22 protein-coding genes are annotated in these 20,924 nt (G+C 40.7%); 6 read left to right on the top strand and 16 right to left on the bottom strand.

Translation table 11 applies throughout. From position 1 onward, the window contains the following. Positions 1-59 precede the first annotated feature (59 nt). From OLM45_RS12480 to recF, 8 genes are all read right to left on the bottom strand, one after another. Positions 60-878: an energy transducer TonB gene (locus OLM45_RS12480; protein WP_264510623.1), complete on the bottom strand. Its 819-nt coding sequence runs from the start codon at positions 876-878 to the stop codon at positions 60-62. A gap of 156 nt (positions 879-1,034) precedes the next feature. Then, positions 1,035-1,583: an RNA polymerase sigma factor gene (locus tag OLM45_RS12475; RefSeq protein WP_129461474.1), complete on the bottom strand. Its 549-nt coding sequence runs from the start codon at positions 1,581-1,583 to the stop codon at positions 1,035-1,037. Further along, the gene (locus OLM45_RS12470; RefSeq protein ID WP_413614184.1) at positions 1,574-2,683 is read right to left on the bottom strand and encodes a glycosyltransferase; all 1,110 of its coding nucleotides are present in this window, start codon (positions 2,681-2,683) and stop codon (positions 1,574-1,576) included. Before OLM45_RS12470 ends, OLM45_RS12475 begins: the two co-directional genes overlap by 10 nt. A gap of 73 nt (positions 2,684-2,756) precedes the next feature. Beyond that, positions 2,757-3,371, bottom strand: a complete 615-nt coding sequence (locus tag OLM45_RS12465; RefSeq protein WP_264510622.1) for an FMN-binding negative transcriptional regulator — start codon at positions 3,369-3,371, stop codon at positions 2,757-2,759. Beyond that, a complete protein-coding gene (gene murB, locus OLM45_RS12460; protein ID WP_264512981.1) occupies positions 3,371-4,411 on the bottom strand; it encodes a UDP-N-acetylmuramate dehydrogenase in 1,041 nt (346 codons plus the stop codon). The genes OLM45_RS12465 and murB overlap by 1 nt, the downstream gene beginning before the upstream one ends. Before the next feature lie 8 nt (positions 4,412-4,419). Beyond that, a complete protein-coding gene (locus tag OLM45_RS12455; protein ID WP_264510620.1) occupies positions 4,420-5,094 on the bottom strand; it encodes a DUF2461 domain-containing protein in 675 nt (224 codons plus the stop codon). Further along, positions 5,095-5,817 (bottom strand): thioredoxin domain-containing protein, encoded by a 723-nt coding sequence (locus OLM45_RS12450; RefSeq protein ID WP_264510618.1) that lies wholly within the window; start codon positions 5,815-5,817, stop codon positions 5,095-5,097. 55 nt (positions 5,818-5,872) lie between these two features. After that, a complete protein-coding gene (gene recF / locus OLM45_RS12445; RefSeq protein ID WP_264510616.1) occupies positions 5,873-6,952 on the bottom strand; it encodes a DNA replication/repair protein RecF in 1,080 nt (359 codons plus the stop codon). Between the two features lie 141 nt (positions 6,953-7,093). Between recF and OLM45_RS12440 the strand changes: the two genes are divergently transcribed. From OLM45_RS12440 to OLM45_RS12415, 6 genes are all read left to right on the top strand, one after another. After that, positions 7,094-7,903 carry a tetratricopeptide repeat protein gene (locus OLM45_RS12440; RefSeq protein ID WP_129461481.1) on the top strand — a complete coding sequence of 270 codons (810 nt, stop codon included), beginning with the start codon at positions 7,094-7,096 and terminating at the stop codon, positions 7,901-7,903. 34 nt (positions 7,904-7,937) lie between these two features. After that, positions 7,938-8,429 carry a 6,7-dimethyl-8-ribityllumazine synthase gene (gene ribH / locus OLM45_RS12435; protein ID WP_264510614.1) on the top strand — a complete coding sequence of 164 codons (492 nt, stop codon included), beginning with the start codon at positions 7,938-7,940 and terminating at the stop codon, positions 8,427-8,429. Between the two features lie 145 nt (positions 8,430-8,574). Next, the gene (gene mutL, locus OLM45_RS12430; protein WP_264510611.1) at positions 8,575-10,455 is read left to right on the top strand and encodes a DNA mismatch repair endonuclease MutL; all 1,881 of its coding nucleotides are present in this window, start codon (positions 8,575-8,577) and stop codon (positions 10,453-10,455) included. Next, entirely contained in the window at positions 10,452-11,252 is an 801-nt protein-coding gene (locus OLM45_RS12425; protein WP_264510609.1) for a rhomboid family intramembrane serine protease, read from the top strand. Before mutL ends, OLM45_RS12425 begins: the two co-directional genes overlap by 4 nt. Position 11,253: 1 nt before the next feature. Next, entirely contained in the window at positions 11,254-12,126 is an 873-nt protein-coding gene (locus OLM45_RS12420; protein WP_264510607.1) for a rhomboid family intramembrane serine protease, read from the top strand. Further along, positions 12,123-13,175, top strand: a complete 1,053-nt coding sequence (locus tag OLM45_RS12415; RefSeq protein WP_264510605.1) for an endonuclease/exonuclease/phosphatase family protein — start codon at positions 12,123-12,125, stop codon at positions 13,173-13,175. The genes OLM45_RS12420 and OLM45_RS12415 overlap by 4 nt, the downstream gene beginning before the upstream one ends. On the opposite strand, the gene OLM45_RS12410 is transcribed toward OLM45_RS12415, so the two are convergent. From OLM45_RS12410 to OLM45_RS12375, 8 genes are all read right to left on the bottom strand, one after another. Continuing rightward, on the bottom strand, positions 13,172-13,795 hold the full coding sequence (locus tag OLM45_RS12410) for a WbqC family protein (protein ID WP_264510603.1): 624 nt from the start codon (positions 13,793-13,795) through the stop codon (positions 13,172-13,174). The two genes, OLM45_RS12415 and OLM45_RS12410, sit on opposite strands and share 4 nt — an antisense overlap. Continuing rightward, a complete protein-coding gene (gene lepB, locus OLM45_RS12405) occupies positions 13,795-15,393 on the bottom strand; it encodes a signal peptidase I (RefSeq protein WP_264510601.1) in 1,599 nt (532 codons plus the stop codon). The genes OLM45_RS12410 and lepB overlap by 1 nt, the downstream gene beginning before the upstream one ends. Before the next feature lie 12 nt (positions 15,394-15,405). Next, entirely contained in the window at positions 15,406-16,104 is a 699-nt protein-coding gene (gene dapB, locus OLM45_RS12400; protein WP_264510598.1) for a 4-hydroxy-tetrahydrodipicolinate reductase, read from the bottom strand. 35 nt (positions 16,105-16,139) lie between these two features. Next, a complete protein-coding gene (locus OLM45_RS12395) occupies positions 16,140-16,676 on the bottom strand; it encodes a DUF5683 domain-containing protein (protein WP_319799979.1) in 537 nt (178 codons plus the stop codon). Between the two features lie 32 nt (positions 16,677-16,708). Beyond that, the gene (locus OLM45_RS12390; RefSeq protein WP_264510596.1) at positions 16,709-17,611 is read right to left on the bottom strand and encodes a ParB/RepB/Spo0J family partition protein; all 903 of its coding nucleotides are present in this window, start codon (positions 17,609-17,611) and stop codon (positions 16,709-16,711) included. A 6-nt stretch (positions 17,612-17,617) separates the two neighbouring features. Continuing rightward, the gene (locus tag OLM45_RS12385; protein ID WP_129461491.1) at positions 17,618-18,382 is read right to left on the bottom strand and encodes a ParA family protein; all 765 of its coding nucleotides are present in this window, start codon (positions 18,380-18,382) and stop codon (positions 17,618-17,620) included. 171 nt (positions 18,383-18,553) lie between these two features. Further along, the gene (locus tag OLM45_RS12380; protein WP_264510594.1) at positions 18,554-19,435 is read right to left on the bottom strand and encodes an SDR family oxidoreductase; all 882 of its coding nucleotides are present in this window, start codon (positions 19,433-19,435) and stop codon (positions 18,554-18,556) included. A 473-nt stretch (positions 19,436-19,908) separates the two neighbouring features. After that, a complete protein-coding gene (locus OLM45_RS12375; protein WP_264510592.1) occupies positions 19,909-20,847 on the bottom strand; it encodes a T9SS type A sorting domain-containing protein in 939 nt (312 codons plus the stop codon). Positions 20,848-20,924 lie beyond the last annotated feature (77 nt).

Genomic DNA, 20,924 nt, shown 5'->3' with positions numbered 1-20,924 from the left:
GCTAAAAATAATAAAAAAACCGCAGGGTTGGACTGCGGTTTCTATAGGTAGTGTTGCGATTAATTTTTGATTAAAATGGGTAGTGAATATCGGGTGCGAACGGCTTTCCCGTTTTTGATACCTGCTTTCCATTTGATTGGAATTGCTTTTAAGGCGCGAATGGCTTCTTGATCAACGGTTGGGTCCGCATTTCGAATCACGTTAATATCTGTCATGCTACCATTGCGTTCAATGACAAAGGAAACCAATACTTTTCGGGTTTCACCCTCCAAATCTTCAATAACGTCTTCGTCAAATCGGTCGACGACTTCTTTATAGAATCGTTGCATTCCCCCCGGAAATTCAGGTTGTTCATCCAAAGTTGTCGAAACCTCAATAGTCGTTGATGGCGTTTCAGGAATAAACGGTCCGCCATCGCCTCCTCCGGGTATTCCTCCGGGTACGCCACCTGGTGTTCCTCCTGGAACTCCACCGCCATCAGGGATACCGGGTGCTGGGTCAACTACAGGATCTGTCGGTTCTTTTGGCTCGGGATCTTTTGGAACTTCTGCAGGTGCCACCGGTGTGTAGTTTTTATTCGGATTTTCAGGTGCCTTTGGTGCTGCATTTCCCTTTGGCGTCTCCAGTTTTTTCGGAGTAACAATATTTACCACGTTAAGGGTATCTATTAGGGTTGGAGGAATGTCATCGGGCATTGGTTTTACATTGAACGAACTCAATAGAAAAACGCTGCCAGTAAGGATTCCAATTCCCGTAAAAAATGCGATTAGTGTGGTTTTTTCGTTTTCACGACGCAATTGATAAGCGCCATACTTTTGGTTTTTGCCTTCGAAAATGACATCCAGCCATTTCTTTTCAAAGATACTTACTCGGTTCATAATCATGTGTGTTTAAGGTAAAGTATCTTTAAAGCATAGGCAACGCGTATAAAATTGAATATATCAATAATAACGCAATCGTTTTAGTGATATTGTGCGATGATTGCAAATAAACGGTAAAGATGTTGTGATATTGATTGAGTTATTGCGAAAACACTAGCGTTTCTGTATAATCTCTGCGAGTAATTTTTTCGCGCGAAGCAATTTGATTTTGACATTACTCAAGGGTTCGTTGAGGTGTTCCGAGATTTCTTGGTAACTCAATTCTTGGAAATAACGCAATTGGATGATTTCTTGGTAATGGGGTTTTAATTCTTTGATGTATTGCAATAAACGGGATAAATTTTGCTCGGTAATCAATTCATCTTCAGCCGAAGGTGAGGTGTCAGCAATATTGTACGCTTGTTGGTCATCTTCATCAGAAATTTCGACAAATAAAGAAGATTTTCGCTTACGCAATAAATCAATGTGAACGTTTTTCGCAATGGCAATCAACCAGGTATTGAATTGGTATTCGGGATTGTAGGTGGCAATTTTATCAAAAGCCTTGGAAAATGTTTCAATCGTAATATCCTCGGCATCCGTTTCGTTCTCCGTTCGTTTTAGCATAAAACCATACACCTCGTTCCAATAATGATCGAGGAGGTAAGTGAACGCTACTTGGTCCCCTTTCTTGGCTTTTTCAATGTATTTGATTACTTCCAATGGACGGGTTTTGAAAATAAATTCGTGATGGAAACATTGAGTTGGGAAAGAATCAACACAAACTCGATTACGGGGTAAAAGTACATGACATCCTTCTCTTTCAATTTCCCAGCGGCTAGCCCTAAGGAAATCCAACTAAACAAGTAACGGAATCCCAATAGACTACACACGATTATCCATTGAAATTGAAAAGCTAAAAGGATAATTGGTAGGATTAAAAACAATAATTGGGAACAATAAAAGAGACCCAATTGAAATTTGTCAAATCCCTTGTAATGTTGCGCAGTCGACACATGACGACGTTTTTGATTGAACCAAGCATTGAATTTGGTTTTGGGCGCCGAATAGGTAAAACTCTCTGTTGTATAACAAATCGCTGTATTGGTGCCATTTCCCGCTTGGTTGATGAATAAATCATCATCGCCCGAACGTAATTTCATGTGGTCCATAAACCCACGAACACGAAAGAATTCCTCTTTTTTATAGGCCATGTTCCGACCCACACCCATGTAGGGTTTTCCCATTTTTGCCCAAGCAAAATATTGCGTTGCCGTCAATAAAGTTTCAAAGCGAATGATTTTATTCAGGAACGATCCTTTAATTTTTTCATACGCACCATAGCCCAAAACGATGGTTTTTTGCTGGGTATAATGTCCGGTCATCTCCTTTATCCATTGGTTGGATGTTGGATAACAATCGGCATCTGTAAATAAAAGGTATTCGTATTTGGCCGCTTTGATTCCTAAGGTGAGTGCAAACTTTTTATTACCCCAAAAAGCCTCGTTATTTTCAACTTTGACCAATTTGATATTCGAATATTGTTTTTCGAAGGCTTCAAATAAATCCAATGTTTCATCACTCGAGGCGTCGTCAATCAATACAATTTCAAACTCGGGATAGTCTTGTTCGGCTAAAATTGGAACCAATTTTTGTACGTTTTCAGCTTCGTTTTTCGCGCAAACAATCACCGAAATGGGAATGCGTTTGGGCGTTCCTTTTTGGGCTTTGTAAAAAGAAAACTTACTAAAAAACACGATATAGTATAGGAATTGTATCGCTACAACTGCAATAAAAAGGTAAAAAAGTACAGTTAAAATCATATACGCGTTGCGTTAAAAAACGTGCGCAAATGTAGCGATTCTCAAAGCAATAATCAAGGTCGAATTCAACAAATTACGGACGGTTTTTTTTCATGGCTTCTGCCATTGCTTTCGCTTGCGGATCTTTCAAAGTTTCCAATTCAGAAATGATGTTTTTATAATTCACATCATCTCGGTTTTGCGATAATTTTTTCTGGGCTTCAATGGATGTAATTTCGATCTCAAATCCGATGATTCCTCGTGCTTCGCGCATCGTTTTTTCAGATAGATTTTCGACTCGAATAGGGTTTTCTGATTTTTCCTCGTATTTGTCAACTAGTTTTTTCAAACCCAAAACCGCTTCTTCATGGGAATGAATTTTAATTTTTCCATACACATGAACCGCGATATAATTCCACGTGGGTACATTTTCATGATCATACCAAGAGGAAGAAATGTAGGCATGCGGACCCGTAAAAACCGCTAAGATTTCATTGTTTTCTGCAAAACCTTCATGCTGGGAATTGGCTTTTGAAATATGACCTAATAAATAAGGGGTACCATCCGACTTGAAATCCAAGACCAACGGGACATGCGTTGCCCACATTTTACCCAAAGTTTGATTAATCAAAAGGGCAAAACCATTTTTGTGGAGAAATTCATGAATCTCCGCTTGGTTGGTGAGGGAATAATTTTCTGGAATGTACATTAGATAATATTCACTTCGGCTTCGATGGCGATGCCGTATTTGTCAAAGACTGTTTTTTGTACCAATTTCGATAAATTCACCAACTCTGTTCCCGTTGCATTACCATAATTGACAATCACTAAGGCTTGGTTTTTATGTACGCCTGCATCCCCATCGCGGTAGCCCTTGAGTCCGGCATGTTCAATCAGCCAACCCGCAGGAACTTTGACTTCTGTTGGGGAAACTTCAAAAAATTTAATGTCAGGAAACTTGGCTTGTATCTGTTCAAATTGGGTTTTGGAAATCACCGGATTTTTAAAGAAACTCCCGCTATTTCCCAATTCTTTCGGGTCGGGTAATTTGCTTTGTCGAATCGCAATCACCGCATTACTAATGTCTTTGATTGTCGGATTTTCAATTCCGTGTTTGCCCAATTCGGCTTTGATATCGCCGTAATTGCTATTAATTGTATGATTGTGTTTGGTCAATTTAAAAACCACCGAAGTGATGATGTATTGTCCTTTGGCTTCTTGTTTGAAAATGCTTTCGCGGTAGCCAAAATGACAGGCTTCTTTATTGAATTCACGGGTAGTTAATCCGTCCATCGAAACGGCAGAACATTCCACAAAAGTGTCCTTAATTTCGGCGCCATAAGCCCCAATATTCTGTACTGGGGTCGTACCCACATTACCTGGGATGAGCGACATGTTTTCGAGTCCGCCAAAATCCTGATCGATCGTCCACAGCACAAATTCATGCCAATTTTCACCCGCCATGGCTTGCACCCACACGTAGTTTTCATCTTCTTTAATAACCGATTTTCCTTTGATGTCTATATGGATTACCAAAGCATCAATGTCTTGGGTTAACAGCATATTACTGCCGCCACCTAATATGAATTTCGTTGTGTTTTGATGGTTTTGCAAAACGTTTTGCAATTCTTCCACCGAATGAACGGCTACAAATTGACGTGCTTGGGCATCGATGCCAAACGTATTGTGGTTTTTTAAAGAAAAATTAGAAACAATAGTCATTTTTTGGTTTTGTGTTTTTGTTCGAATTCATTCGATTATTCTTCCGTTTCCAATCCGCGACGGAGAAAGTCATTCAACGGTTTGAGAATGGCCAATTCCCGAGCAATCTTTTTACCAAAGTCGGGCGCGCTAAACCAATCGTCGTTGATCGGATAAGAAGCCGTAAAACTTTTTAACTTCAAAAATTCAATCGCCGGATGATTGGGGTCCACGTCTTTCGGCGCTTTTTTCAATACATTGCCCTCTTCACGGGATAAATTTTCATAGGTTTTGGCAAAGGATTTATCAGCAACAATGGCTTCCAAATCTTCGTAGAAAAATTCGATTTCTTTACGGATTTTCTTCAACTGATCCGGCTCCGGACACCATACGCCACCCGCAATGAACGAAGCGCCTTTTTCATAATGAATGTAATAGCCTGGACTGTTTTTATGGCCTTTATTTTGGGTAAACCAAATGCCCATATTGGTCTTGTAGGGCGATTTGTCTTTGGAAAAACGGATGTCGCGATTAATGCGAAACGTACAATTTTTAGGCTCCAAAGGTTCGAGTGTGGGGTCTAATTTTTTCAATTCTTCCAAAACAGCTGCTATGGTCGCATGATAAAACTTTTTGTAGTCTTCATAGCGTTTCTTCTGACTGTGGAACCACTCGGTATTGTTGTTTAGTTTGAGTTCTTCTAAAAACTGAAATGCTTCTTTTGCGTTCATTTATTGCAATTGTTTTTTGATTTCTTCTTCCTCTAAATAACCCAAATTGCGCCAGATTGTTTTTTTGTTTTGGTACAAAATCAACGTAGGATAGCCTTCCACTTTCAAGGATTCTGCCAATGCCATATTCGCTTCGGCGTCGATACTCACGACCACGACCTTGTCTTTCATTTCTTCTGAAATTTTTTCCAATGTGGGTTTCAATTTTTTACAAGGGCCGCACCAAGTCGTGTAAAAGTCAATCAATACTTTTTTATCAGTTGCCAAAATTTTATCCAAATCGGCTTGGGTCATCCCGCCTGAAGCCACTTCATCGGCCAACCCAGCAGCACGCCATTTCATGTAACCACCGTCCAGTTCGTAGATTTTGGTAAAACCCAATTCTTGTAACTTTTGTGCCGCAGCCGCACTTCGACTTCCTGCCATGCAATATACCAATACGGGTTTGTTTTTATCCAATGCTGCAATTCCTTTGTCAAAAGCAGCCGCATCATTCCAATTCAAGTTTTGGGCATTTCCAATGTGTCCTGAATCATATTCTTCTGGCGTTCGAACATCCAAAACCTGCACATTCGGATTGGCTTTGAGTTGCTCAGCAAAACTCGGAGCATCTAATTTTTCGTAAACTGATGCTTCAGCATTATTTTCTGTAGTTGCTGCTTTCTTTTGGCAAGAAATTAAACTGATTACAAAGAGGGTAAGGACTAAAAATTTTGATTTCATAACGTTTTTTTTTGCTAAAAATAGTCACGTAAAGATAGCTAATCTGTAAGCTATGTTACAAATGAAATAATTTATACGTTTGATGGGTAGTTTTTACAATCGCTTCCGTGCGTTCGGGATGCGTATCCGAAATAAATAGTTGCCCAAATTCGTCTTGGTTGACCATGGAAACGATTTGTGCGACCCGACTTTCGTCCAATTTATCGAAAATGTCATCAAACAATAAAATCGGTTTTTCACCACTTTGTCGTTTGACAAATTCGAATTGGGCCAACTTTAACGCAATCAAAAACGATTTTTGTTGCCCTTGGGAACCAAACTTTTTAATCGGATGTTCGTCAATTAAAAACGCCAAATCGTCTTTGTGAATTCCGATTGATGTATATTGTAATTGCTTGTCTTTATTGATGCTTTTGGCAAGAAGTTCGGCAAAAGCGCTTTCAAACAAATCACTTTCGTACTGCAATTGCACCTGCTCGGCCTGCCCCGTAATTTGTTGGTGGTGTTTTTGGAAAATGGGAACAAATTCGGACACAAACGCTTGTCGTTTCTCGAAAATGGGTTGGCCTAAATCCACTAACTGTTCGTTATACACACTCAAGGTGTCGTGGTCATAGGTGTGATTTAAAGCGAAATATTTGAGCAAGGCATTGCGTTGACCCACCACTTTTTGGTACTGAATCAATTGGTGCAAATAGCTCGAATCAAGTTGCGAAATCACGGTATCCATAAACCGTCGACGGGTATCGCTGCCTTCTGTAATTAAATCGGAATCAGAGGGTGAAATAATCACGAGCGGAATAAATCCGATGTGATCGGAAAACTTTTCATACAACTTCCCGTTGCGCTTTAAAGTCTTTTTTTGTCCTTTTTTCAGGCTGCAAGTAATCTGCTCTGGACGTGCATTTTTTTCAAATTCCCCTTCAATCATAAAATATTCTTCGCCATGACGAATGTTTTGAACCGCTAAAGGATTGAAATAACTTTTTCCGTAGGCGAGATGGTAAATGGCATCCAAAACATTGGTTTTCCCTACACCGTTTTTTCCCACGAAACAATTGATTTTGGCATCAAATTCAAACTTGACGTCAGTAAGGTTTTTGTAGTTGAGTAAAGCGATGTGTTTTAAAAACATTGCAGGACAAAGGATTACCGGATTGGACCCAAATGGAGTATCATTTTTTTTGGGAGGTGCAAATTATTGAAAAATATCGAAAAAAAGGGCTTTTAAATTTGAATAAAAATTATATTTTTGCGCACACTAAATTAAACGTAAATGGCGACATATAATAAAAGAGGTTATAAAGCCCCCAAAGAAAAAGTAGAAAATGAAGAAAATGTACCGATGGATAATCAGTACATCGAAGATATTCCTAATGTTGATGAAAAAGACAGTACTACAGCTCGTGCATTCGATGCTTTAGACCAAACAGCATCACGAACTGAGGAGTGGGTGGCGCGTAATCAAAAATACATCTTAGGATTTTTAGGTGGTGCTGCTTTGATCACTATCGGTTATTTGATGTACCAAAAATTTATTGTGGAGCCAAACGAAATGACCGCTACGGATGATTTGTTGGTAACACAACAAAATTTCCAAGCTGCAGTAGATGCACAAGATCCAAAAGTTCAGGATTCATTGTTCAATTTAGTAATCAAAGGTGCTGAAGGAAAACAAAGTGCAGTTGAATTAGCCAACCAATATTCTGGAACAGATTCTGGAAATTTAGCGAATTACTATGCGGGTATTGCGTATTTGAACTTGAAAAAATACGACGATGCGATCAAATACTTAGAGCAATATAAAGGTAACGATACGTTCACCGGACCAATTGCTACAGGTGCTATCGGTGATGCTTACGCACAGAAAAATGATAATGCTAAGGCGTTGGAATACTACGAAAAAGCAGCACGTGCGAACGCCAATGATTTTACTACACCTCGTTATTTGTTCAAAGCGGGTGTAATTTCAATGGAAATGGGTAAAAAAGAAGAAGCGGGTAAATTTTTCGCTGAAATCAAGGAGAAATACGAAGACACGCCAGAAGGACAACAAGTGGATGCGTTAATTGGAATGACGAAGTAATTTCGTTTCCTAGCGCTTTAATTCTAATAGTCACATGGCTACAGAAAATAAAAATTTATCCCATTACGATAAAAATACAATCCCAAACGCGAAAGACTTTCGGTTTGGGATTGTTGTTTCAGAATGGAACGGTCACATCACGGGCGGACTCTATCAAGGCGCCGTGGATACCTTAATCGATTGTGGCGCATTGCCCGAAAACATCATCAAATGGGACGTTCCTGGGAGTTTCGAATTGATTTACGGAGCCAAACGCATGATGGATACCCAAAACGTGGATTGCGTCATCACCATTGGCTGTGTCATTAAAGGTGAAACCATGCATTTTGAGTTTGTCTGTGAAGGGGTAACCCAAGGGATTAAAGACTTAAACGTAATCGGTGATATCCCCGTTATCTTTTGTTTGTTAACCGATAATAACGAACAACAGTCCATTGACCGTAGTGGTGGAAAACACGGAAACAAAGGAATTGAAGCCGCGATTACTGCGATCAAAATGACCGACTTGCGGGAACGCAGCAAATAAGATACAACGAACCTGTACGAAAGTGCAGGTTTTTTTGTTTTTAGCACTTGGTTAACGTGTGCACTTCATCAAATTTCTGTACATTTGTTTTTGACCGAACCCTAACAAATAAATAGGGTAGGTGCTTCAAAGTCAGTTCACTACTATGTCCAGTATTATCCAATTATTACCCGATCACGTTGCCAATCAGATTGCTGCAGGTGAGGTGGTGCAACGACCCGCTTCGGTCGTGAAAGAATTACTTGAAAATGCCGTGGATGCCCAAGCAACCGATATCAAGTTGATCGTCAAGGATGCAGGCAAAACCTTGGTACAAGTAATCGATAATGGTATAGGGATGAGTGTAACCGATGCGCGTCTCTGTTTTGAGCGTCATGCCACCTCAAAAATTCGTCAAGCCGAAGATTTATTCGCCCTTCATACCAAAGGTTTTCGTGGGGAAGCTCTCGCTTCAATTGCTGCTATTGCGCATGTCGAAATGAAAACGCGCCAAGAACAAGAGGAATTGGGAACGCATATCGTTATTGAAGGCAGTAAATTTATCGCACAAGAACCGGCCGTTTTACCCAAAGGAACCTCTTTTGCAATCAAAAATTTATTTTTTAATATTCCCGCTCGCCGCAACTTTTTAAAGTCGGATCACGTTGAATTTCGACATGTTTTGGATGAATTTCAACGCGTGGCCATGGCACATCCCGGGATTCATTTTACGCTAATTCACAACGGTAGCGAAACGTTTAATTTACCGAGTTCCAATTACCGCCAGCGTATTGTAAATATTTTTGCAGGGAAAACGAATGAAAAGTTGGTTCCCGTTGCCGAAGAAACCGATATTCTTTCCATTCAAGGATTTGTGGGGAAACCCGAATTTGCCAAAAAGAACAAAGGCGAACAGTTTTTCTTTGTGAACGACCGTTTTATTCGCAGTAGCTATTTGCATCACGCGATAATGTCGGCCTACGAAGGGTTGTTGCGCGACGGCATGCAACCGAGTTATTTCTTGTATTTGCAAGTGCCGGCGCATTCGATAGATATCAATATCCATCCAACGAAAACCGAAATTAAGTTTGATGACGAACAAGCCTTATATGCCATTTTACGTTCGGCGGTGAAACACAGTTTGGGTCAGTTTAATGTAGCTCCTGTCTTGGATTTTGAAAGAGACCCCAATTTGGATACCCCTTACGAATACCAAACCAAATCGGCGGAATATCCAACCATCGAAGTTGATCGCAATTACAATCCGTTTGCAGATGAAGTGCCCACACGTCGTGAACCAACTCGCACTGCCTCTGCAGGGAGTTACAGCAATCATTTCAGTAAACCCGCTGCAGCCCCTAGTTGGGAGAGTTTGTATGTGGGATTAAAACAAGATACCGAAGCTGTTGATTTTTCAGCGCTTGAAATGGAAGCGGAAGACGAAATTGCGCCGTCGTTGTTCAATTCTCAAGAAACAGAAACGTCGACCCAAAAGACCTACCAACTCCAACGCAAATATATTGTAAGTCCGATTAAGTCGGGTCTAATGTTGATCGACCAAAATCGCGCCCACCAACGGGTGTTATACGAACAATATTTAACCAACATGACGGTGCAACAAGCGGCGAGTCAGCAATTGTTGTTTCCGTTGCAAGTGTCATTTAATCCGGTTGAATTGCATGTATTACACGAATTGCAAGACGGATTGCAAACCGTAGGATTCACCTTTGATCGTTGGGAAAATGATGGAGTAGTGATTTCTGGAATTCCGATGCATACCAACGAATCCATGATTCGCCAACTCATGGAAGAGATTGTACATGCGTTTCAAGAGGGACTTTCTGACAGTTTTAGTCAGAATGACACCCTGGCCAAGTCCATGGCACGGTCTTTGGCCGTTAAAAATGGAGCGTTTTTAACGGATAAAGAAATGGAAGCCTTGGTCAACAATTTATTTGCTTGTAAGGATCCCAATGTGAGTCCGTTTCAAAAACCGACGTTCATTACCTTGAGTGTGGACGAAATCGATAAAAAATTTACACTATGATGCAGTTAACGCCAGTTGTCAAACAACTGTTGATTATCAATATCATCTTCTTCGTAGGATGTTACACCTTACCGCATGCCAACGATTGGTTTGGCTTGCATTATTACGATAGTGATTTATTCCATCCGTGGCAATTTTTCACCTATATGTTTATGCATGGCGGCCTATTGCATATTTTCTTTAATATGTTTGCGTTGGTGTCGTTTGGCGGCCTCCTAGAGCATTTCTGGGGGAGTTCGAAGTTCCTATTTTTCTACATTTCCTGCGGGTTAGGAGCCGCATTAGTGCATATGGGTGTGAGTTATCTCACCGTGCAAGATGTGATGCATCAACTGTCAGGAACTCAAATTACAGCTGAGGATGCGCGACTATTGTTAAATGCCAATTACCAAACTATGGAAGATGCGCAAGGTCATATCATGGGTTCGGTAAATGATATTTTAAATAAATACCATTTTACGCAAGAACAATTTAATATTCTAGGTCATGCCATTGCAGAGTATCAAGTGCCAACAGTAGGCGCCTCTGGGGCTATTTACGGTCTATTGGTAGCCTTTGCCTTTATGTTTCCGTATGCAGAATTGTCACTAATGTTTATTCCTATCCCCATCAAGGCGAAGTATTTTGTTCCAATTTTATTGTGTATTGACTTAATTGGTGGATTAAAAGGTTCGTCTATTTTTGGTGGAGCAAGTACAGGAATTGCGCATTTTGCCCATTTGGGTGGTGCACTCACAGGGTTCATCATGATGTGGATTTGGCGCAATCAAAAGTTTAACCAAAATCGTTGGAATTAAAATGAGTATTTGGCAAGATATCAAATTGCAGTACCGTATTGGAGGCATTGTCAATCAGGTGATCTATTGGAATGTAGGGGTGTTTTTGGTTGCAATTCCACTCTTTTACAGTTTCCGACAAGGTTATTTTGACTATCCCAATTGGTTGGCCTTGTCCTCAAGTTTTCAAGAGTTTCCGTATCACCCTTGGACATTAATTACCTATGGTTTTCTCCATTCGGGATTTTTGCACCTGTTTTTTAATATGGTGATGCTCAACTTTGCCGGTCGCTTGTTTCAAACTTTTTTTACCCAAAAACAATTCTTAGGGATGTATTTGCTGAGTTTGGTGTTTTCCGGACTCTCATTTGCCATCATTTATACTTTTTTAGGGGGAAATAACAGTATTGTCGGGGCTTCCGGTGCTGCTTTGGCCACCCTTGTGGCGGTGACTACCTATCAGCCTTTAATGGAATTGCATTTAATGCTTATCGGTCGTGTCAAACTATGGCATGTCACGGGAGTATTGCTTTTATTGGATGTTTTACAGTTTTCGTTGGGCAATTCGGGCGGACATATTGCGCATCTTTCTGGAGCTTTGTTCGGAATCATTTATATCAAACTCTTACAATCGGGAACCGATTTGAGTGTAGTGGTGACTAAAGTGATTGATTTTTTTGCTAATTTAGGAAAACCCAAATCCAAGTCACCCTTCAAGCGCGTACATAAAAATGCACCTCCGAAACGAAGTGCTTCCCAAAGTACGGGTGTAGTGATGAAGGATAAAAAACAACAACAAATCGACGAAATTTTAGATAAAATCAGTCAGTCGGGATACGATAGTCTGACCCAAGCTGAAAAAGAATTTTTATTTCGCGCAGGAAACGATTCATGAAAAAATTGTCTAGGTTTAATAAAGTAATGTATGTGCTCAATACGGTGGTTATCGTACTGACTTTCTTAGCCTATGTATTGCCTTTCCTGGCACCCAAACTTTTTCCTTTTCTTTCCGTATTGACGTTGGTTTTGCCTTTTTTCCTGATTGTAAACGCCTTGTTTTTTGTGTATTGGTTGATTCAAATGAAGCGGCAAATGATTTTGTCCGGACTCATATTAATCCTCGGAATTACCTTTATCAATAAGTTTTATAAATTTTCTTCGCTGGATTTACCCGCGGAAGAAGGGGATATGGTGGTGATGAGTTATAATGTCCGACTTTTTAACCTGTTCCAATGGATTCCAGGCGAACACGTGAAGGAAGACATAAAAAACTTCATCAATGAAGTCAACCCCGATATTCTTTGTATACAAGAGTATTCTGAAAATGCAGATGTGGATTTGCGGGTGTACAAATACCGCACGATTTTTATGCAAGGCAATCAGATTAAATCGGGTCAAGCCATTTTTTCAAAATTCCCCATCATTGACGAAGGACAAATAGCCTTTGAAGGTTCGGATAATATGTTGGTTTATGCCGATATTCGCAAAGGTCAAGATACCTTACGGGTGTATAATATGCATTTGCAATCCATCAAGATTTCACCCGACGTGAATGAAATGGAACAAAGTGTAGATTCCATCAACAAAAAGAAATCCTCGATGGTGTTCAATCGCATTAGTGATGCGTTTAAAAAGCAACAACAACAAGCCGAGAAATTGATGGAACACAAAAGCACGTGTACGTTTCCCATGTTGATTTGCGGCGATATGAATAACAGTGCGTTTTCGTATGTGTATCGCGGAATTAAAGGCGATTTAAACGATTGTTTTGAAGAAGCGGGAAAAGGCTTTGGGAAAACTTATAACTTTAAATACTATCCCGCACGAATCGATTATATTTTTGCCGACCGCCAATTTAAAGTCAAAGAATTCCAAAATTACCCCGAATTCAAAAATTCCGATCACTTTCCCGTAGTGACGCGCATTCGTTTTGAAAAAGACTAAAGGGTTTGACGCTGTAAGTAATCCAATGCGCGACGTCCTTCATTGAACAACAAATCCAAGATGCTTAAATTGTTCAAAAATCCGTGCTTATCGCCAAATACTTGAATATAGTTTTCGAATTGTGAAGGGTCTTTTTTTCCATTAATCAAATGGCGGAAATCGGTCTTGTCGGTAACTTCGTGAAAGTATTCTTCCGTTTCATCATACGTAAAATCCAATCCCAAACAACCCGAAACTATCTCCATGGTTTGGTAATTCAAATCCATTAAAAACGTATGCTTTTTTTCAAAAATCGGTACGATATCGTCTTCAAAATATTCGAAAAAGGGCGACGTACGGTAAGCGGCTTCCAACGATTTAAAATGTTGTTTTTGCCAATCAAAAGCCGTTTCCAGTTGCACATCCCGCATGCGCTGATGGGCCGTTTTCACATGCTTGATGGGCACATTCAACAATTGCAAACCGTTCGGACTGTAAATATACATTCGATTACGGTTGGTTTGTTTTTGGAAATTATCCCCCGTTTCAAACGTTACATGCTCTGATTGCGCCAATACGGTAAAAGTACTGATGGAAGGGAAATACCCCGGATGCACTAAAGTATGAGCAAAGTTGGTCATTACGATTCACTCTTGTTTTTGCGTTTTTTCCAATAGTATTCTCCCACAAAATACAATCCTAGCAATACTAAGAAATATTTGAAGTAGGATTGGGGTTCGCCATCACCGCTTACAGTAGTAAACAAACGATCCCAACGAATACGCCATTCTTTAAATCCTTTGTCAAAGTTTTTGATACTCATCCAAATGAAAATCGGTTTCCCTACAATATGATCTTCAGGAACATAACCCCAAAAACGCGAGTCCTCCGAACGGTGTCGGTTGTCTCCCATCATCCAATAATAATTTTGTTGGAAAGTATAAGTTGATGAAGGTTTGCCATTGATTAGAATTTCACCATTTTTCACTTCCAAGGTATTGTGTTCGTAATCGCGAATGATTTTTTTATAAAAGGGCAATGTGGTTAAATCCAACTTCACCGTTGCTCCCGCTTTGGGTATGTATATCGGACCGAAATTATCCACGTTCCAAGGTTTAGTTTGAGGAAATACCGATAAGTCGGGTTGTTTTGCAATGATTCGTTCAACCTTTTTTATTCCCGTTAGGGAGCGCATATTTTCTGCAGCAGCAGCCGTCATTGCTCCAACATAAAGAGTATCTTTTTTAGGGTCATTTTCTTTAAAATAGCCACCGTCTGTAATGTCATTTTGTTCTAAAAAGGGCCCTAAACTATTTAGGTCTAAGGTGTTGTGGTCAAAAGTTACTTCATATGAAAACTGTGGCTTAGCACGTTCAGGTAAAATCAATTTTTTACCATTGACAAAAACGTCACCGTCTTTGATTTGTAAACTATCACCTGCAATTCCGACACAGCGTTTTACATAGTTTGATTTCTTATCAACCGGTTTCAAATATCGGCGATCTTTCGTAAAGAACTTAGCCACAGTATCCGCAGGCCAGTTGAAAACCACAATGTCATTATTTTTTACCGATTCAAATCCTGGAAAACGCAAATAGGGCAATTCAAATTTGTTTTTCCATGAATCCGGATTTTCATTATCGTACAAATAGGATTTTGTTCGGATAACTGGTATCGTATCATGTACCATTGGCGCCGCTACAGTAGTGTTGGGCACTCGAGCACCATAATGAAACTTACTCACAAACAAAAAGTCACCAATGAGCAACGATTTTTCCAATGAAGATGTCGGAATCGTAAACGGTTGAATGAAATACGTGTGAACGAACGTTGCTACAACTACTGCAAAAAGAATCGAACTCACGGTTTCTCCCGTTTTGGTTTCCGGGTGTAGACTGCGGTCTTCGCGATACACCAACTCTTGCGTATAATTCACATAGTACAAATAGAATCCCAATGTAAACACGGCTAAAGCAGTGTCTGCTGTGGATTTTTTGCCAAAACTGCGCAAGGTTTCCACCCAAATCACAGGGAAGAGAATCAAGTTGATGATGGGAATGAAAAGTAAAACGGTCCACCACGTTGGACGCTTAATAATTTTCAATAAAACGATTGCATTGTAAAGCGGTACTGCGGCTTCCCATGCTTTTCTTCCGGCTTTGACATAAAATTTCCAAGTTCCCGCTGCATGAATCAACTGAATAACAAGGATAAATAGTAACCACTGTGATAAGTTCATTGTGTGTGTATTTTAAAGTTCTAAAACATCTTTCATTGTATATACTCCTTTACGTGGAGCCAACCATTCAGCGGCTATTACCGCCCCTAAAGCAAATCCCTCGCGGTTATGTGCCGTGTGTGAAATGGCGATGGTATCTACCGCTGAAGTGTAGTAAATATGATGCGTACCCGGCACATTTTCAATGCGTTTCACATCGATGAATAAATCGTTTGTGTTCGAATTCTCAAGCGTCCAATGGGCATGGCCGCTATGTTCCATCACGCCTTGGGCCAAAGTAATTGCTGTGCCACTGGGTTTGTCCAATTTCTGGGTATGGTGAATTTCTTCTAAAGAAACTTTGTATTGATCAAACTTGGTCATCATTTTAGCCAAATACGCATTCAATTCAAAAAACAAATTAACGCCTAGACTAAAATTGGAGCCATAAATGAAAGCCCCTTGTTTCGCTTCACAAAGTTGTACCATGTTGTCGTACTCGGACAACCAACCTGTTGTTCCTGAAACCACAGGAATGCCCAATTCAAAACAAGTAGTAATGTTTTCCACAGCGGAATCGGGTATACTAAAATCAATCGCCACATCAGCTTGCTCCAATCCTTCAAAACTGGAGTTGCTGGATTTGCGCAAAACAATCGAATGACCGCGCTCTTGCGCAATTCGCTCGATTACTTTTCCCATTTTTCCGTATCCTAATAAGGCAATTTTCATACTACTTTAGTAGCCGCAGCTGGTATTTTGTTACACTAAAATTTTAAGGAAACCCCAATGCCTAAGTTTTGGCGTCGGGTAAGGTCATTCTGAATCAAATCGGGTCTCAACGATAAATTGTCATTGACATTGAATTGCATCAAGTGCGCATCTACATTGGCCTCTACAATATTCAGAATGTAAAAAACGCCCACCAACAAAGCCGATAAGTCCCGGTTACGTTGGTAAAAACGCTGCGCCTGAATCAAACGCGAATCGTCCAAATACGAAAATTGATCATCCGTTAGACCCAATAATCGATTTTTGTACGCATCCCGATAGGCATGGTATTTATTGTTGTTAAAAATATAGGCATAAACGGAGGTGCCTATGGCGGCATACACCAGCGGAATTTTCCAGTATTTTTTATTGTAGGCCTGACCCAGTCCGGGTAAGACCGCCGAGTAAAAAGCGGCTTTTGAAGGCGCCAACGGATTAATTGTAACCGCCTTTAGTTTGGTTGTATCATTGGGTTTAACCGTCAACGGTTTCACCTCTTGTTGGACTTGAGCCCGCGCGGCGCATCCTAACAAAAAGCAGGTTAGGAGGATGTACCACCCGCGAATCACCCTTTCTGAATTAATTTGATGATACGATTGAAATCTTCTTCCGAGTGGAAAGGAATACTGATTTTCCCTTTGCCATTTCCGGCAACTTTTACGTCCACTTTCGCTCCAAAGAAATCTACAAAAGCTTTCTTTTGGTCGGCACCAACTTCAAAATTTTGAACTGATTTTTTGGCTTTAGCTCCCGGTTTTAAGCCGTCTTGGTATTTTTTAACCAAGGCTTCGGTTTCCCGAACGGAAAGGTTCTCACTGACAATTTTTTGGTAAATATCCGCTTGAACTTCGTGGTCTTCAATGTTGATGATAGCGCGACCGTGGCCCATCGAAATGAAACCATCGCGAATCCCCGTTTGGATAATGGGATCCAATTTCAACAAACGAAGGTAGTTGGAAATCGTCGAACGCTTTTTTCCAACACGATCACTCATTTGCTCTTGGGTCAATTGAATTTCTTCAATCAAACGCTGGTACGACAAGGCAATCTCAATGGGATCCAAGTCATGACGTTGAATATTTTCCACCAAAGCCATGACTAACGACTCGTTGTCGTTGGCTATACGAATGTAAGCGGGTATCGTAGTCAAACCTACCAATTTCGAAGCACGCAAACGGCGCTCTCCCGAAATCAATTGGTATTTGTTGAAATCTAATTTACGAACGGTAATGGGTTGGATCACTCCCAATTCACGAATGGAAGTCGCCAATTCTTGCAACGCCTCTTCGTTAAAGTTGGAACGCGGCTGAAACGGATTGATTTCGACCGAATCAATATCAATTTCTAAAATATTACCAATCAGTTGATCGGCGTTTTTGTCTTCTGCCGAACGAATATCGTTTTCCGGATCTTTCAATAAAGCTGAAAGTCCTCTACCTAATGCCTGTTTCTTTACCGCTTTTGTCATAATTCACTAGCTGTTTTTCTTAATCACTTCTTCCGCCAAACTCAAGTAATTCGACGCTCCTTTGCTGGTGGCATCAAAATTAATGATACTCTCCCCGAAGCTAGGTGCCTCACTGAGTTTTACATTGCGTTGGATGATGGTTTTAAACACCATATCGTTGAAGTGTTTTTGGACTTCTTCCACCACTTGGTTGGATAATCGCAAGCGGGAATCGTACATGGTCAATAACATGCCCTCGATGTCCAAGTTGGGGTTGTGGATTTTTTGGACACTTTTTACCGTGTTCAATAATTTTCCCAAACCTTCTAAGGCGAAATACTCACATTGAATCGGAATAATCACCGAATCCGCCGCGGTCAATGCATTCAAGGTCAATAAACCCAAGGAGGGTGCACAGTCGATTAAAATAAAATCGTATTGTTCGCGGATGTCTTTCAAGGCCTGCTTCAACATGTACTCACGGTTCTCCTTGTCGACCAATTCGATTTCAATCGCCACCAAATCAATGTGGGCCGGAATAACGTCTACGTTGGGAGAAGTACTTTGCATCACCGCTTCAGCAGGGGTATTGCTGTGTTCCAAAATTTGATAAGTACCAATATCTACCGATTCCACATCGATGCCCAAGCCCGAAGTGGCATTGGCCTGTGGATCCGCGTCAATTAGTAATACCTTTTTTTCCAAAACACCCAACGATGCCGCCAAGTTTACCGAAGTAGTTGTCTTGCCCACACCGCCTTTCTGATTCGCAATAGCAATGATTTTTCCCATGAAAAATGTCCTCAATTTTAAGAGGTGTAAAAATACAATTTATTATGGTTTATTCAAGCCTTATTTGTTAACAATCGCCTAAAGTTTTTCAGTTTTAATCCTAGTTTTTTGAGACTTAACCACATAGTTAAAACGCAAAAAAAATCGGATTATTTGTCCGATTTTCTTTTTTTATTTACTCCCTTTACTCTTGATCATGGCTTCCAACATGTCCCACATTTCTTGGGGAATTTTTTCCAAAATATTGAACTGTCCCGCACCTTGCAACCATTCCCCGCCGTCAATTGTAACGACTTCACCATTGATATAGGCCGAAAAATCAGAAACCAAATAAGCGGCAAGATTGGCCAACTCCTGGTGGTCGCCCACGCGTTTCAGAGGTACTTTTTTCGACATATCAAATTTGTCGGCCAAATCGCCCGGTAACAAGCGATCCCAAGCGCCTTTAGTAGGGAAGGGACCCGGTGCAATGGCGTTCATGCGGATGCCGTATTTGGCCCATTCTACTGCCAAACTCCGCGTCATGGCGAGCACACCCGCTTTGGCCGTAGCACTCGGTACCACGTAGCCCGAACCCGTCCAAGCGTAGGTGGTCACAATATTTAAAACGTTGCAATTGGTCTGTTTTTGGGCAATCCAGTGTTTCCCAAACGCCAACGTACAGTTTTTGGATCCTTTTAATACAATATCGATAATGGTGTCAAATGCATTGGCCGACAAACGCTCGGTAGGGGAGATAAAGTTACCCGCTGCATTATTCAACAATACATCGACTTTTCCATAGGCTTCAAGAACAGCAGCCAACATCGCTTCCACTTGGTCGTAATGGCGCACATCGCAAGCCAAAGGCAAACATTTTCCACCTGTTTCGGCTTCCAATTCAGATGCCGTCGTTTTTAATTTTTCCAAATCGCGGGAGGTAATCGCCACTTGCGCGCCCAATTCCATAAAATATTTCGTCATGGCTTTGCCTAATCCGCTTCCACCACCTGTAATGACAATCGTTTTTCCTTCTAAAGCTCCATCGCGAAGCATCTTTGCTGCAAAATTCATAAAGGTCTATTTTTCGTAAAGATAGGAATTAATTTGTTATGCATGCATAGTATATTCTTTTTTTGGGCGCCCCTCCTTGCGTCGGCCGGGTCATCCGTTGCAAGTCCGTTGGCTCCCTTCGTCCGCCATCCGGGCTTTCCACTACTACCCCTGGCGCGAGTTAATGTGGCAATGTGTCAATGTGTCGATGTGTCAATGAGACAATGTGTCAATGATTCAATGTGGCAATGAGTCCATGAGTCAAATTGCCTGCACGCTAGTGAGCAATAAACGATAAGTTTACACTGATTACACCCTTTTTTACACTCACTACACTCTTTACACACATACACTTTTCCACTTCCTCCACCTTTCCACTTTCTCCACTTTTCCACCCACTCATCATTCATAACTCATCATTCATAACTAAAAAAACCGAACCCAGTTTCCCAAGTTCGGCCCGAATAAGCACTATTCGACTTTAGTATAGCTCGTTATTTTTTGATGATTTTTTGAGTAATTATTTGATGGGCATCTTGAGCAGTTAAAATATAGGTCTCCGATTCCAAGTCGCTGATGTCTAGCGTGTACAAGTAAGGTCCCGAACTCTCCATGGTATTGGTACGCACGCGTTTACCCGTAGTGTCAAACAAGTTGTACGTCACCAAACCGACTAAATCGCCGGGACGAATTTCCAATTGTCCATTGACCACCTCAGAGATTACCGCAAATTTTGGAGACGCAATTGGATCAATGACTACATTGTCGAGAGCGGCAAAATTCGTCACCACATTATCTACGACTAAACGCGTACCAAATACGGGAGTTTGTCCTTCTTTTGCTGTTTTCAAAGAAATGTACATGTAGGAAGGGGTCGAACCCGTATTGAAAGGAATAAAACTGTACAAGTATTCAAAATTGTTTCCCGTGGGGACTAAATCAATGGAGGTCGAACCAATTTCTTCTCCCTGATCATTGAGTACCGTAATTTTGGCTTCACCTGTTTCATTTCCAGCGGGTAAAAATTTATAATACAATCCCAACAGAGTGACATTAGCACCGGGTTCAATAGGCACTCCCGCATTCCATCCCGGACTATCCAACTCGGGATTGTTGAAAATTGAAGCCTGAGCCATGATAGCTTCATTTCGTGTTACATTAAAACCATTGGATAACTCCATTGCATATTGACCTGCCTGACTTTCTGTTGTTGAAAAGACAAATGATGGTATACACCAAGGGTATTGGATTTGATCCATTTCTGTTTCGCCTGTTGTCGGATTAATGCTGATCATTTGCACAAAATCCATTCCCCAATTTGAGGGCAAGAAGTTCTCTTTGACAACTTCAAAATCACCATTGGTTACTTGGGCAAAACCACCCCAACTGAGAAGTAAGGCAGTCACACTGGAAATAAGGTAATTCTTTTTCATAGGATTTGATTTTTTCGTTTTTTGATTGTTGATGAGTTGTACAAATGTACAATTTGTTTCACACGTTGTATCTTTTT

The sequence above is a fragment of the Flavobacterium sp. N1719 genome (genome assembly GCF_025947045.1).
GTDB classification, from domain to species: Bacteria; Bacteroidota; Bacteroidia; order Flavobacteriales; family Flavobacteriaceae; genus Flavobacterium; species Flavobacterium stagni.
The sequence above is the reverse complement of the archived record's forward strand: the minus strand, read 5'-3'. Positions and strand labels throughout refer to the sequence as shown.